This is a genomic window from Streptacidiphilus alkalitolerans, from assembly GCF_042511045.1.
Classification (GTDB): Bacteria; Actinomycetota; Actinomycetes; order Streptomycetales; family Streptomycetaceae; genus Streptacidiphilus; species Streptacidiphilus alkalitolerans.
In genome coordinates this window covers 155,452-169,168 of record NZ_JBHEZX010000014.1, presented here as the reverse complement: position 1 = coordinate 169,168, position 13,717 = coordinate 155,452, and the positions used below count along the sequence as shown (strand labels likewise).

The following is a 13,717-nucleotide window of genomic DNA, read 5'->3' as shown; positions in this document are numbered from 1 at the left end:
CCCGGGCGCAGTTCCACCCCCGGAGTCCCCTCCAAGCCCAGGCCGGGCGTCCACTTGCCCTCTGGTCGGTGCTGCTGGTGCTCGCCGCCGTGCTGGCCGTCTTCATGTCCCCGGCGAGTCCGGCGCACGCCGCCGACACCCTGCTCTCGCAGGGCAAGACCGCCACCGCCTCCTCCACCGAGAACGCGGCTGCCAACGCGGCCTCCGCGGCGGTCGACGGCGACACCGGCACCCGCTGGTCCAGCGCCTTCAGCGACCCGCAGTGGCTCGAGGTCGACCTCGGGGCCAGCGCCTCCATCGACAAGGTCGTCCTCAACTGGGAAGCCGCGTACGGCAAGGCGTACCAGATCCAGACCTCGGCCGACGGCACCAACTGGACCTCGGTCTACAGCACCACCACCGGTGCCGGCGGGGTCGAGACGCTGAACGTCAGCGGCACCGGCCGCTACGTCCGGATGTACGGGACGGCCCGGGCCACCGGCTACGGCTACTCGCTGTGGGAGTTCCAGGTCTACGGCACCGTCGGCGGCGCGACCAGCCCGCCCACCACCACGCCGCCCACCACCACGCCGCCGACCACGCCTCCGCCCACCACCTGCGGCACCGCCAATGCGGCCCAGGGCAAGACCGCCACCGCCTCCTCCACCGAGAACGGCGGCACCCCCGCCTCCGCGGCCGTGGACGGCGACACCGGCACCCGCTGGTCCAGCGCCGCCAGCGACCCGCAGTGGCTGCAGGTCGACCTCGGCTCCTCGCAGAGCATCTGCAAGGTGGTCCTCAACTGGGAGACGGCGTACGGCAAGGCGTACCAGATCCAGACCTCCGCCGACGGCGCCAACTGGACCACCATCTACTCCACCACCACCAGCCCCGGCGGCGTCGAGACGCTGAACGTCACCGGCACCGGCCGCTACGTCCGGGTCTACGGGACCGTCCGGGCCACCGGCTACGGCTACTCCCTCTGGGAGTTCGGCGTCTACACCGGCGGCAGCGGCGGCACCACCACCACGCCCCCGCCGGTCACCGGACCGCCGACCACCGACACCCCGGACTTCGGTCCCAACGTCACGGTCTTCGACCCGACCATGTCCACCACCAGCATCCAGAGCAAGCTTGACTCGGTCTTCAGCCAGCAGGAGACCAACCAGTTCGGCACCCAGCGCAACGCGCTGCTGTTCAAGCCGGGCAACTACAGCGTCAGCGCCAACGTCGGCTTCAACACCCAGGTCTCCGGCCTCGGCCTGTCGCCCGACGACGTCAACATCAACGGGTACGTCACCGTCGACGCCGGCTGGTTCAACGGCAACGCCACCCAGAACTTCTGGCGCGAGGCCAGCAACCTGTCGATCACCCCGCCCAGCGGCACCGACACCTGGGCCACCGCCCAGGGCACCTCGCTGCGCCGGGTGGACGTGCACGGCAACCTCAAGCTCGACCCGACCGGCGACTACTGGGCCAGCGGCGGCTTCCTGGCCGACTCCCGGATCAGCGGCTCGGTGAACTCCGGCTCGCAGCAGCAGTGGCTGACCCGCAACAGCACCATGGGCAGCTGGAACGGCTCGGTCTGGAACATGGTCTTCGTCGGCGACACCGGCGCGCCCGCGCAGAACTTCCCCAACCCCTCGCACACCGTGGTCAACCAGACCCCGACCTCGGCCGAGGTCCCCTACCTCTACTTCGACACCGGCAGCAACACCTACAAGGTGTTCGTGCCCGGGGACCGGACCAACTCGGCCGGTGCCAGCTGGATCAACGGCACCCCGGCCGGCACCTCGCTGGCCATGCACACCTTCTACGTCACCAAGCCCAACGACACCGCCGAGACCATGAACGCGGCGCTGGCGGCCGGTGACAACCTGCTGGTCACCCCCGGCGTCTACCACCTCGACCAGACCCTCCAGGTCAACCGCGCCGACACCGTGGTGCTCAGCCTGGGCATGGCCACCCTGGTCCCGGACAACGGCGTCACCGCGATCCAGACCGCCGACGTCAACGGCATCCGCATCGGCGGCTTCCTGATCGACGCCGGCACCACCAACTCCAACACCCTGGTCCAGGTCGGTCCGGCCGGCGCGAGCGCCGACCACTCCGCCGACCCGACGGTCCTGTCCGACATCTTCGTCCGCATCGGCGGCACCGGGGTCGTCGGCAAGGCCACCACCAGCCTGGTCATCAACAGCAGGAACACCGTCGGTGACAACTTCTGGCTCTGGCGCGCCGACCACGGCGACAACACCGGGTGGACGGTCAACACCGCCGACACCGGACTGGTCGTCAACGGCGACAACGTCACCCTCTACGGGCTGGCCGTCGAGCACTTCCAGAAGACCGAGGTGCTCTGGAACGGCAACGGCGGGCGCACCTACTTCTTCCAGAACGAGATGCCTTACGACCCGCCGAACCAGGCGGCCTGGATGAACGGCAGCTCCAACGGCTACCCCGCCTACAAGGTCGCCGACAACGTCACCAGCCACGAGGCCTGGGGCGTCGGCAGCTACTGCTACTTCAACGTCAACCCCGCGGTGGTCTCGGCCAACGCCTTCCAGGCGCCGGTCACGGCCAACGTGAAGTTCCACGACCTGCTCACGGTGTCGCTGGGCGGGACCGGGACCATCACCCATGTCATCAACAGCACCGGTGACACGGCCAACTCCACCACCAACAACGTCTACCTGCCGAGCTTCCCGTAGCGGGCGGACCCGGCTGAGTAGGCATCGGTAAACCCCCGACCCAGGACGGCGGCTCCTCCCATTCGTGACACCAGGTATAACTACGTCATGAAGAGGAAGCCGCCGTCGCTGGGATCGGTCACGCTCGAAGACGTGGCACGGGTCGCAGGCGTGTCCCGTGCCACCGTCTCCCGCGTCATCAACGGCAGTACCACGGTCGACCCGGCCATGCGCCTCCTGGTCGAGAACGCGGTCGCCGCCACCAACTACGTCCCCAACCGGGCGGCCCGCTCACTGGTCACCCGGCGCACCGACTCGATCGCGCTGGTCGTCTCCGAGGCCGAGTCCCGCCATGTCGCGGACCCCTTCCTCGGCCGGATGTTCACCGACCCGTTCTTCGGACGGGTGGTGACCGGTGTGATGGAGGTGATCCGCCCGCGCGGCGTGCAGATGGTGCTGATGCTGGTGGACGACGCGGACTCGCGCGCCCACCTGGTCAGCTACCTGCGCCAGGGCCACGTCGACGGCGTGGTGCTGATCTGCGGCCATGTCGCGGACCCGCTGCCGGGTCTGCTGGCCGAGGCCGGGGTCCCCGCGGTGCTCTCCGGCCGTCCCGGGCAGACCACCCCGATCAGCTTCGTCGAGGCCGACCAGCGGGCCGGCGCGGTGCTCGCGGTGGACCACCTGGTGAGCACCGGACGCCGCCGCATCGCGCACCTGGCCGGCCCCCAGGACATGCCCTCGGCGCAGGAGCGGCTCACCGGCTTCCGCCAGGCCGTCGCCGCGCACGGACTGCAGGAGGCGGGCGTGGGCGAGGGCGACTTCACCCAGGCCGGCGGCGCCGCCGCGATGCGCGAGCTGCTGGCGAAGGCGCCCGACCTGGACGCGGTCTTCGTCGCCTCCGACCTGATGGCGCTCGGCGCGATCCCGGTGCTGAACCGGGCCGGCCGCCGGGTCCCCGAGGACATCGCCCTGGTCGGCTTCGACGACAGCAGCGCCGCGCTGGCCTGCGACCCGCCGCTGACCACGGTGCGGCAGCCGCTGGAGGAGATGGCCGCCAGGATGGCCCAGCTGCTGCTGGCCCAGATCGTCGAGCCCTCCGAGGCGCTGCAGTCCGCGGTCTTCCACCCCACCCTGGTCCTCCGCGGCTCCGCCTGAGCGGCCGGCCGGAGCGTCAGTCCGCGGTGGCGATCAGGGTCTCCAGCTTCACGTCCGGGTTGCTCCGGACGAAGCTGTTCATCTGCCACTTGTCGCCGAACAGCGCCAGCAGCACGTCGTCGCTGCGCCGGGTGAGGGTCTCGCCGGTGACCAGGCGGGCCCGGTTGAGCACGGCGGCGCCCTCCGGGTCGGTGACCCGGGCGATGTTGTAGGGCAGGTGGTCCAGGGTGATCGGGGACGAGAACTCGTGCTCCATCCGGTGCAGCACCACGTCGAACTGCATCGGGCCGACCGCCGCCAGCACCGGGGCCTGGTCGCCGCGCCGGTCGGAGACCAGCACCTGCACCACGCCCTCCTCGTCCAGCTGCGAGATGCCCTTGCGGAACTGCTTGGAGCGGCTGATGTCCTTCGGCCGGGCCACCGCGAAGTGCTCGGGGGCGAACGCCGGCAGCGGCGGGAACTCGGCCTTCTTGCCCGCGTAGAGGGTGTCGCCGACCCGCAGCGCGGTCGCGTTGATCAGGCCGACCACGTCGCCGGGGTAGGAGGTGTCGACGACGGTGCGCTCCGCGCCGAAGACGGTGTGCGCGTACTTGGTGGCGAAGGACCGGCCGCTGGCCGCCCTGGTCACGTTCATCCCGCGCTCGAAGACGCCGGAGCAGACCCGGACGAAGGCGATCCGGTCGCGGTGCGCCGGGTCCATGTTCGCCTGGATCTTGAAGACCAGACCGGAGAAGTCGTTCTCCACCGGGCGGGTGTCGCCCTTGGCCAGCGGACGCGGTCCGGGCGCCGGGGCCAGGTCGACCACCGCGTCCAGCAGCAGGCCGACGCCGATGTTGGTCAGGGCCGCGCCGAAGAACACCGGGGAGATCTTTCCGGCCCGGAACGCCTCCTCGTCCCAGCCGGGGCCGGAGGAGAGCACCAGCTCCATCTCCTCCAGGGCGGTCTCCCAGAGCTCGCCCTCCTGCTCGGTCGCCTGCGCGGCCGTCAGCTTCTCCTCGACGGCCTTGTGGGTGCCGCCGGGGACCCGGGTGAAGCGGCGCATCTGCTCGGTGTTCGACGCCTCGACCAGCCCGCGCAGATTGCCGGCGTTGCCGACCGGCCAGACCACCGGGACCGGGGTGATGCCGAGCACGTTCTCGATGTCGTCCAGCAGTTCGAGCGCCTCGCGGCCCCGGCGGTCCCACTTGTTGATGAAGGTGATCACCGGGACGCCGCGGTGGCGGCAGACCGAGAACAGCTTGCGGGTCTGCTCCTCCAGGCCCTTGGCCGCGTCCACCAGCATGATCGCGCAGTCGACGGCGGCCAGGACCCGGTAGGTGTCCTCGGAGAAGTCGGCGTGGCCGGGGGTGTCCACCAGGTTCATCACATGGCCGCGGTGGCCGAACTGGAGCGCGGCGGAGGTGACCGAGATACCGCGCTCCTTCTCCAGCTCCATCCAGTCGGAGGTGACGCCCTTCCGCCCGCTCTTGCCGTGCACGGCACCGGCCGAGGTGATCGCCTGGGCGTGCAGCGCCAGCGCCTCGGTGAGCGTCGACTTGCCGGCGTCCGGGTGGCTGATCACCGCGAAGGTGCGACGCCGCGAGGCCTCTTCGAGGACCTGGGACGCGCTGGCGGGGTGGTCGGAACTCACGTGAAATCCTCGGTCCTCGGGCGGGCGTAACAAACCACCCTAACGTTCCGTCCGCCCGTCAGTCGAACCATCGCCACCCGCTCGGGCGGGGCCCGCGGCTAGAAGACGACCAGCGAGCGGCCTCCCTGGCCCCGGGCCATCCGCTCGAACGCGGCCGGGATCTCGTCCAGCGTGATCCGGTCGGTGATCAGCGACTCCAGGTCCAGTGCGCCCGAGCGGACGTGCCCGGCCAGCACCGGGACGTCCTTGACCGGGTCGCTGTTGCCGTAGACGCAGGCGGTGAGGGTCCTGGCGAAGTGGAACAGCTCCAGCGCGGAGAAGGTGACCGGGTCGTCCTTGCCGCCGATGCCGACCACCGTCGTCCTCCCGCCGCGCCGGGTCGCGGACCAGGCGGCGCGGATGGTGCTGCCGCGCCCCACGCACTCGAAGGCGTGGTCCGCGCCGTGCCCGCCGGTGAGCGCGCGGACGGCCTTGGCGGTGTGCTCGTCGGAGACCAGGAAGTCGGTCGCGCCGTGGCGGCGGGCCAGCTCCTCCTTCTCGGGCGTGACGTCCACCGCGACGATCGGGGACGCGCCCGCGATCCGCGCGGCCTGCAGCACGGCCAGGCCGACCCCGCCGAGGCCGTAGACGACCACGGACTCGCCGGCCCGCACCCGGGCCGCGTTGTGGACCGCGCCGTAGCCGGTGAGCACGGCGCAGCCGAGCAGCGCCGCCGAGGTCAGCGGCACGCCCTCGGGCAGCGGGATCAGCGCGTTCTCGCCGACCACCGTCTCCTCGGCGAAGGCGGCGACGCCGAGGCCGGGGTAGAGGCCGGTGCCGTCCTTCAGCGCGGCGTAGGTCTCGACCGAGGCGGCGTAGGAGTTCTCGCACAGCCACGGCTCGCCGAGCGCGCAGAGGTGGCAGTGCCCGCAGGCGGGCGCCCAGTTGAGGACCACCGGGTCGCCGGGACGGACCGAGCTGACGCCCTCGCCGACCGAGACCACCGTGCCCGCGCCCTCGTGGCCGAGCACGACCGGGGTCTTCGCCCGCAGCAGACCGGTCGACAGGGACAGGTCGGAGTGGCAGACGCCGGCCGCGGCCAGCTTCACCCGGACCCTGCCGGGGCCGGGCTCGGGCAGCTCGATCTCGGTCAGTTCGAGCGGTGCGCCCACGGCGGTGAGCAGGGCGGCGCGGACCATGGCGGCCTCTTTCGTTGGCTGGGTTCCGTTGCTGCGGGCGGACGGTGAGGGAGCGTCAGTACGGTTCAGGGCTGCGACGGTTCAGAACTGCAGCGACTTGGTCTGCAAGAACTCCTCCAGGCCGTGCCGGCCCAGCTCGCGGCCGACGCCGGAGCGCTTGTAGCCGCCGAAGGGGGCGACCGGGTTGAACCGTCCGCCGTTGATGTCGACCTGCCCGGTGTCCATGCCCCGGGCGAACGCCGCCGCGGTCTCGTTGTCGGCCGCCCAGACCCCGCCGGCCAGGCCGTAGGAGGTGCCGTTGGCGATCTCCAGGGCATGCGCCTCGTCCCGGTAGGACAGGATCGACAGCACCGGGCCGAAGATCTCCTCCTGCGCCACGGTGGCGTCCGGGGTGACGTCGGCCAGCACGGTCGGGCGGACGTAGAAGCCGGTCTCCAGGCCCTCGGGGGCCTCCGGGCCGCCCGCGACCACCCGGGCGCCCTCGGCGACCGCGGTCTCGATGTAGCCGCGGACCCGGTCCCGCTGCTTGGCGTTGACCACCGGGCCGAGCCGGGTGGCCGGGTCGGTCGGATCGCCGGGCACGTACTTGGCGGCGGCCTTGGCGGCGATGGCGACCGCCTCCTCGTACTGGTCCTGGTGCACCAGCAGCCGGGTCCAGGCGGTGCAGGTCTGGCCGGAGTTGGCGAAGACATTGCCGACGTTGACGTTCACCGCGCGGGCCAGGTCGGCGCCGGGCAGCACCACATTGGCGGACTTGCCGCCGAGCTCCAGGGCGACCCGCTTGATGCCGGCGCCGGCCGTCTCGGCGATCTTCGCGCCGACCGCGCTGGAGCCGGTGAAGGAGACCAGGTCGACCTCGGGGTGCGCGGCCAGGGCCGCGCCGGCGACCGCGCCGACGCCGGTGACCAGGTTGAACACCCCGGCCGGGAAGCCGGCCTGGTGCACCAGCCGGGCGAAGAGCCGGGCCACCAGCGGGGTGTCCTCGGCCGGCTTGAGCACCACGGTGCAGCCCGCGGCCAGCGCCGGGACCACCTTGGCGACCACCTGGTGCAGCGGGTAGTTCCACGGGGTGATCGCGGCGACCACCCCGGCCGGCTCGGCGTGGACGATCGAGTTGCCGACCTGCTCGGTGAACTCGTACCCGGCCAGGATCTCCAGGTAGGAGTTGGCCACCCCGAGCGGCAGCCCGGCCTGCACCGGGGTGGCGAAGCCGATCGGCGCGCCCAGTTCGGCGACCACGGTCTCGGCGATCTCCTGCTGGTGCGCGGCCAGGCCGTCCCGCAGCCGGGTCAGGTGGTCGAGCCGCTCCTCGCGGGTGGTCGCGCCCCAGGCCCGGGCGGCGGCGCGGGCGGCCCGCACGGCGGCGTCCACGTCCTCGCCGGTCCCGGCCGGGACGGTGGCGATGACCTGCTCGGTCGCCGGGTTCAGTACCGGGATGCTGTCCGTTCCCAGGGATGCGACCCATGCGCCGCCGATGTACTGATCTCCATGCTGCTGCACCAGATGATCCTTCCGTCGCGGCCCTGGGGCCTCGCTGCCGGCGCCGGCCGACGCATTAACTAGCGTCGCTAGTTAATGTCGCGGAGCGCACCCGGCGCAAGTGCCGCGGACGTGCCGCGCGTCACCCGGGAGGGCGCTGCAGGTGATCCGGTCAGCAGCTTGGCGCAAAGCGCACCGTTCCACGCCTGAAGACGGTTGAATCCGCGCCTTCTTCTGGCCCTAGACTCGCCCAATGCGATCGGATGCACGCCCCGCGGCCAAGAGTGCCACCGGCACCGGCCCCGCTGCGCCCAAGGCGAAGCGGGTTCCGCGCGCCCAGCGGGAGCAGCAGATGCTCGACGCGGCGGTGGGCGTCTTCTCCCGCTGCGGCTACCACGCCGCCTCCATGGACGAGATCGCCGAGGCGTCCGACGTCTCCAAGCCGATGCTGTACCTCTACCTGGGCTCCAAGGAGGAGCTGTTCGCCGCCTGCATCCGGCGCGAGGCGGACCGGCTGATCCAGGCCGTCGGCCAGGCCGCCGAACCGGGCCTTGAGACCGGGGAGCAGCTGCGCCGCGGCCTCACCGCGTTCTTCGCCTTCGTGGCCGAGCACCGGGAGAGCTGGATCGTGCTCTACCAGCAGGCCAGGGCCCAGGGCGAACCGGTGGTCGAGGAGGTCGCCGCGGCCCGGCGCCAGGTGGTGGACGCGGTGACCGCGCTGGTCCGCCGGGCGGCGCTGGACTCCGCGCCGCCGCCGCGCAAGGGCGAGCGCCCGGACCGGGGTGAGGCCGCGGCCGTCGCCCAGGCCATCGTGGGTGCGGCCGACGCGCTGGCGGGCTGGGTGCTGGACACCGGGCCCGAGCCGCCGGAGGAGACGGCCCGGCGGCTGATGTCGGTGATCTGGATCGGCCTGGAACCCCGCCTGCACGGCGCCCGCTACGCCGCCGAGCCCCAACCCCGGCCCGCGCACGACCCGGGCACCTCGCAGGGCTGACCTCCGCCGGTTCCGGGGCTACTTGCCCAGGGCGGCCATCGCCGCGTTGTGGCCGGGGATGCCGCTGACCCCGCCGCCGCGCACCGCGCCCGCCCCGCAGAGCAGCACATTGGCGTGCGCGGTGCCGACGCCCCAGCGGCCCGCGACAGTGTCCTCGGGATCGCCGTCCTCGGCGAAGGGGAAGGCCAGGTCGCGGTGGAAGATGTTGCCGCCGGGCAGCCCCAGGTCCCGTTCCAGGTCCAGCGGGGTGCGCGCCTCCACGCAGGGCCGCCCGTCGCCGTCCAGGGCCAGGCAGTCGGTCAGCGGCTCGTCCAGCACCCCGTCCAACTGCCGCAGCACGGCGGCCAGCGCGGCCTCCCTGCGTTCCTCGTTGTTGCCCTCGTCGAACAGCCGCGCGGGCAGGTGCAGGCCGAACAGGGTCAGCGTCTGGTAGCCCTGCTCGCGCAGTTCGGGGCCGAGGATCGACGGGTCGGTCAGCGAGTGGCAGTAGATCTCGGACGGCGCGACGCCCGGCACCGCCCCGCCCTCGGCCTCCCGGTAGGCGGTCTCCAGCTCGGTGTAGGACTCCGCGATGTGGAAGGTCCCGGCGAAGGCCGCCCGCGGGTCGACCGAGCGGTCGCGCAACCGGGGGAGCCGGCGCAGCAGCATGTTCACCTTCAGCTGCGACCCCTCCGGGCCCGGCCCGGAGACGTCCCCGCCGAGCAGTCGCTCCAGCTCGCGCGGCGCGGCATTGCACAGCACCTGCGGCGCGCCCACCCGGTGCTCCTCGCCGCCGCTGCGGAACACCACCTCGGCGTCGGTCCCGTCGGTCTCGACCGAGGTCACCTCGCACCCCGTCAGCAGCTCGGCCCCGGCCGCCCGCGCGGCGTCCGCCAGCGCGTCGGTCACCGCGCCCATGCCGCCGACCGGGACGTCCCAGTCGCCGGTGCCGTTGCCGATCACGTGGTAGAGGAAGCAGCGGTTCTGCCGCAGCGAGGGGTCGTGGGCGTGGGTGAAGGTCCCGATCAGGGCGTCCGTCAGCACGATCCCGCGGATCAGGTCGTCGGCGAAGGTCTGCTCCACGGCCTCCCCGAGCGGCCGTTCGACCAGCGACTGCCACAGCCGGTCGTCGCCGACCCGCTGACGCAGTTCCTCCCGCCGGGGCAGCGGGCGGGTCAGCGTCGGGAACACCGCCTCGGCGACCCGCCGGGTCCGCGCGTAGAACTCCTGCCAGGCGGCGTACTCCCGGCCGGAGCCGGTCAGCCGCTCGAACGCCTCGGCCGTGCCGACCGCGTCCTCATTGTCGACAAGCAGACCTGTCGCCTGCCCGCCATACGACACCGGCGTGTACGAGGACACCCTGCGCCGTCGCAGTTCCACCGCGAGCCCCAGGTCCGCCATGATCTGCCGCGGCAGCAGGCTCACCAGGTACGAGTACCGCGACAGCCGTGCGTCGACCCCGGCGAAGGCCCGGGTCGACACCGCCGCGCCCCCGGTGTGCCCCAGCCGCTCCAGCACCAGCACCCGCCGCCCGGCCCGCCCCAGATAGGCCGCGGCCACCAGCCCGTTGTGGCCGCCCCCGACCACCACCACGTCGTACCGCGAACGCCCGGGACCCACCGCTTCACTCATGCCCCCCGTCCTACCAGTCGCAGTCGACTCCGGCCAAGTAACCGCCCGCCGCCGACCAGGCGCGGTCTGGCGGCGGTGCCGCGCCTGCTCACCCGTTCGGCCCGTAGGGGGTCGCCGCCGGGTGGAGGGCGTGTGAGCGTGAGTCGCAGAGCCCGCGCAGAACCGCGTCGCGGCGCACAGACTCCCCGGAGGACCGTCGTGTCGACAGCCCGTTTCCGCACCGCCCTCGCCGCAGGCACCATGGCCGCGTCCCTGCTGGTGCTGCCCGCCTGCAGCAGCAGTGGCAAGAGCAGCAGCTCGGCCACCCCGCTGGCGGGGAGCGTCGCCTCGCCGACGACCAGCGCCGAGCGGGTCAAGCTCGCCAAGACCAAGTTCGTGGCGAACGCCAGCCTCGCCGCGGGGGCCGCGTACCAGTGGCTGTACAAGCCGTACAAGGCCGGGACCTTCAAGAAGGGCGCCAAGGGCAGGACCTTCGCGGTGGTGAAGGCGGGCCTGGCGGGTGCCTTCACCTACAACCGGCTGAAGGCGGCCCTCAACGACGCCAAGGGCGACCCGACCCTGTCCAAGGCCACGACCGCGTTGCAGTCCGGTATCGACAAGATCAAGGACCTGCCCTCCAAGATCAAGGGCGGCACCGCGACCGACGCCGACTTCAACCAGGTCCAGGGTGTCATCGACGGGGTGAAGAGCGCCGGTAGCCAGAGCGGCCTCAATGTCACCGACCAGATCCCCTCGGCGAGCCAGCTGACCCAGATGGTCAACAGCTGACCCTCCCGCCCGAGCAGCTACATCCGGCCACACTTCCCGCCGGTGGCGCTCAGCACCTCACCCGCACCCGTATCCTGCTCTGTACACATTCCGGCAACCCTGGAGATGTGTACGGAGGCGAGAGGGGCTCGATGGAATCCGCGAGCAGGCGAAGCAGTTGGTGGCGCAGGCGGCCGGGTTCCGGCGCCCGGACGGTCGCCCCGCTCGGCGCGACCGAGAGCGCTTCCCGACTGGAACAGCTGCTGCGCGCGGTCCGCGCGGGCTTCCCGGTCGCCCCCGCCGCGCACGCGGTCGACTACCGGTGCTCCTGCGACCGGGTCGGCTGTCCGGCCCCGGCGCAGCACCCGCTCTCCTTCGCCTGGCAGTCGCAGGCGTCCGCGGACGTGGAACAGATCACCCGCTGGCTGGCGCGCGACCCCGAGGCCAACGCGGTCACCGCGACCGGCCGCGACCACGACGTCCTGGACGTCCCGGCCGAGGCCGGCCGGCTCGCGCTGGAGCGGATGGACGAGCTCGGCGTCGCGGTCGGCCCGGTCGCCGCCGTGGGCGACGACCGCTACCTCTTCTTCACCACCAGCCGCGCCGCCCTGGACGAGGACGAGTGGTGGACCTCGGAGCTGGACACCAGCCCGGAGAACGTCACCGAGCACCCCGGCCTGCGCTGGCACACCCGCGGCAGCTACGTCCTGCTGCCCCCGTCCCGGCTGGTGGACGGCTCCACGGTCAGCTGGGTGCGCGAGCCTGACCGGCAACTCCCGGACCCGCTGCGGGTGCTGGACGTGCTCACCGACGCCTGCACCGCGGTCGGCGCGGTCGCGGTCGGCGAGCACTGGCTGATCGGCTAGGCGCAGACCACTGCACCGCCACTACGGCAGGGTCAGCACCTCGGCGCCGTCCTCGGTGACCACCATGGTGTGCTCGAACTGAGCGGTGCGCTTCCGGTCCTTGGTGACCACGGTCCAGCCGTCGGCCCACATGTCGTGCTGGTAGGTGCCCAGCGTCAGCATCGGCTCGATGGTGAAGGTCATCCCCGGCTGCATCACCGTGGTCGCGTACGGGCTGTCGTAGTGCGGCACGATCAGGCCGGAGTGGAACGACGTGTTGATCCCGTGCCCGGTGAAGTCGCGCACCACGCCGTAGTCGAAGCGCTTGGCGTAGGACTCGATCACCCGGCCGATGACGTTGATCTGCCGCCCCGGCTTCACCGCCGCGATCCCGCGCCTGGTGGCCTCCCTGGTCCGCTCGACCAGCAGCTTCGACTCCTCGTCCACGTCGCCGACCAGGTAGGTGGCATTGAGGTCGCCGTGCACCCCGTGGATGAACACGGTGACGTCCAGGTTCACGATGTCGCCGTCCTGGAGCACGGTCGAGTCCGGGATGCCGTGGCAGATCACCTCGTTGACCGAGGTGCAGATCGACTTGGGGAAGCCCCGGTAGCCGAGGTCGGACGGGTAGGCGTCGTGGTCGCACATGTACGCGTGCGCGATCCGGTCGAGCTCGTCGGTGGTCACCCCGGGCGCGATCGCGGCGGCTGCGGCGTCCATGGCCCGGGCGGCGATCCGGCCGGCGATCCGCATCTTCTCGATCGTCTCCGCCGACTGCACCTCGGGCCCCTCGTACGGCGCCGGGCCCTTGCGGCCGACGTACTCGGGACGGGGGATGTGCGCCGGGACGCTGCGGGTCGGCGAGAGGGTGCCGGGAACGAGGGGAGACATGCGGGCAATCCTAACGATCTGCGACGGGCGCCGGACCGGGGCGTGCGGGGCCCGTTCCGGGGCAGCATGCTGGTGCCGGGACGCCACAGAACATGTGACGCCAGTGACAGCGAAGACGCCAGTGACAGCGAAGACAGTGACAGTGAAGGAGACGACGGGTCATGGCCGATGGAGTCGACAAGGCCGAGGGCTGGTTCTACTGCCTCAAGCACAAGACCGTCGAAGAGGGGATGGTCTGTCCGGCCCGCAACCGGCTCGGCCCGTACGCGACCGAGGCGGAGGCGGCCAGGGCGATCGAGCGCACCAAGGAGCGCAACGAGGAGTGGGACAACGACCCCCGCTGGAAGTAGCCCCACCTGGCCGGACGTGACCGGCCCGCCCGCGCCGGGGGACGAGCCGGACATCACGGACATCCCTTGGCGCAGGGCCGCCCGGCATGCCAGGGTGGCCGTCGAGACTGGCTCGCGTACGCACATGGTGGTGCTCCGCACGGGCCGGTGACGTACGGCAAGGGC

The 13,717-nt window shown here is 72.0% G+C and carries 11 protein-coding genes; 6 read left to right on the top strand and 5 right to left on the bottom strand.

What is annotated here, in order from left to right; genetic code table 11:
• Positions 1-104 precede the first annotated feature (104 nt).
• Both ACEZDG_RS27770 and ACEZDG_RS27765 read left to right on the top strand, forming a co-directional pair.
• Positions 105-2,690, top strand: a complete 2,586-nt coding sequence (locus tag ACEZDG_RS27770) for a galactose-binding domain-containing protein (protein ID WP_380514444.1) — start codon at positions 105-107, stop codon at positions 2,688-2,690.
• An 87-nt stretch (positions 2,691-2,777) separates the two neighbouring features.
• Positions 2,778-3,827, top strand: a complete 1,050-nt coding sequence (locus ACEZDG_RS27765; RefSeq protein WP_380514353.1) for a LacI family DNA-binding transcriptional regulator — start codon at positions 2,778-2,780, stop codon at positions 3,825-3,827.
• Positions 3,828-3,843: 16 nt separating this feature from the next.
• On the opposite strand, the gene ACEZDG_RS27760 is transcribed toward ACEZDG_RS27765, so the two are convergent.
• From ACEZDG_RS27760 to ACEZDG_RS27750, 3 genes are all read right to left on the bottom strand, one after another.
• Positions 3,844-5,457 (bottom strand): peptide chain release factor 3, encoded by a 1,614-nt coding sequence (locus tag ACEZDG_RS27760; protein ID WP_380514351.1) that lies wholly within the window; start codon positions 5,455-5,457, stop codon positions 3,844-3,846.
• A 98-nt stretch (positions 5,458-5,555) separates the two neighbouring features.
• The gene (locus ACEZDG_RS27755; RefSeq protein WP_380514350.1) at positions 5,556-6,635 is read right to left on the bottom strand and encodes a Zn-dependent alcohol dehydrogenase; all 1,080 of its coding nucleotides are present in this window, start codon (positions 6,633-6,635) and stop codon (positions 5,556-5,558) included.
• Positions 6,636-6,716: 81 nt separating this feature from the next.
• Positions 6,717-8,135 carry an aldehyde dehydrogenase family protein gene (locus ACEZDG_RS27750; protein ID WP_380514348.1) on the bottom strand — a complete coding sequence of 473 codons (1,419 nt, stop codon included), beginning with the start codon at positions 8,133-8,135 and terminating at the stop codon, positions 6,717-6,719.
• A gap of 232 nt (positions 8,136-8,367) precedes the next feature.
• Between ACEZDG_RS27750 and ACEZDG_RS27745 the strand changes: the two genes are divergently transcribed.
• Positions 8,368-9,108 carry a TetR/AcrR family transcriptional regulator gene (locus ACEZDG_RS27745; RefSeq protein WP_380514346.1) on the top strand — a complete coding sequence of 247 codons (741 nt, stop codon included), beginning with the start codon at positions 8,368-8,370 and terminating at the stop codon, positions 9,106-9,108.
• A gap of 18 nt (positions 9,109-9,126) precedes the next feature.
• On the opposite strand, the gene ACEZDG_RS27740 is transcribed toward ACEZDG_RS27745, so the two are convergent.
• A complete protein-coding gene (locus ACEZDG_RS27740; RefSeq protein ID WP_380514344.1) occupies positions 9,127-10,719 on the bottom strand; it encodes a phytoene desaturase family protein in 1,593 nt (530 codons plus the stop codon).
• 198 nt (positions 10,720-10,917) lie between these two features.
• On the opposite strand from ACEZDG_RS27740, the gene ACEZDG_RS27735 reads away from it, so the two are divergent.
• Positions 10,918-11,487, top strand: coding sequence for a hypothetical protein (locus tag ACEZDG_RS27735; protein ID WP_380514342.1), 570 nt, complete (start codon positions 10,918-10,920; stop codon positions 11,485-11,487).
• Positions 11,488-11,618: 131 nt separating this feature from the next.
• Positions 11,619-12,332 carry a bifunctional DNA primase/polymerase gene (locus ACEZDG_RS27730; protein WP_380514341.1) on the top strand — a complete coding sequence of 238 codons (714 nt, stop codon included), beginning with the start codon at positions 11,619-11,621 and terminating at the stop codon, positions 12,330-12,332.
• A 21-nt stretch (positions 12,333-12,353) separates the two neighbouring features.
• On the opposite strand, the gene map is transcribed toward ACEZDG_RS27730, so the two are convergent.
• Entirely contained in the window at positions 12,354-13,202 is an 849-nt protein-coding gene (gene map / locus ACEZDG_RS27725; protein WP_380514339.1) for a type I methionyl aminopeptidase, read from the bottom strand.
• A 161-nt stretch (positions 13,203-13,363) separates the two neighbouring features.
• Between map and ACEZDG_RS27720 the strand changes: the two genes are divergently transcribed.
• The gene (locus ACEZDG_RS27720) at positions 13,364-13,552 is read left to right on the top strand and encodes a hypothetical protein (RefSeq protein WP_380514338.1); all 189 of its coding nucleotides are present in this window, start codon (positions 13,364-13,366) and stop codon (positions 13,550-13,552) included.
• The last annotated feature ends 165 nt before the right edge of the window (positions 13,553-13,717 follow it).

Coding starts and splice junctions, on each gene's coding strand:
- ACEZDG_RS27755 (WP_380514350.1), bottom strand. CDS start 6,635: ATGGTCCGCGCCGCCCTGCTCACCGCCGTGGGCGCACCGCTCGAACTG.
- ACEZDG_RS27745 (WP_380514346.1), top strand. CDS start 8,368: ATGCGATCGGATGCACGCCCCGCGGCCAAGAGTGCCACCGGCACCGGC.
- ACEZDG_RS27740 (WP_380514344.1), bottom strand. CDS start 10,719: ATGAGTGAAGCGGTGGGTCCCGGGCGTTCGCGGTACGACGTGGTGGTG.
- map (WP_380514339.1), bottom strand. CDS start 13,202: ATGTCTCCCCTCGTTCCCGGCACCCTCTCGCCGACCCGCAGCGTCCCG.
- ACEZDG_RS27720 (WP_380514338.1), top strand. CDS start 13,364: ATGGCCGATGGAGTCGACAAGGCCGAGGGCTGGTTCTACTGCCTCAAG.
- ACEZDG_RS27730 (WP_380514341.1), top strand. CDS start 11,619: ATGGAATCCGCGAGCAGGCGAAGCAGTTGGTGGCGCAGGCGGCCGGGT.
- ACEZDG_RS27765 (WP_380514353.1), top strand. CDS start 2,778: ATGAAGAGGAAGCCGCCGTCGCTGGGATCGGTCACGCTCGAAGACGTG.
- ACEZDG_RS27770 (WP_380514444.1), top strand. CDS start 105: ATGTCCCCGGCGAGTCCGGCGCACGCCGCCGACACCCTGCTCTCGCAG.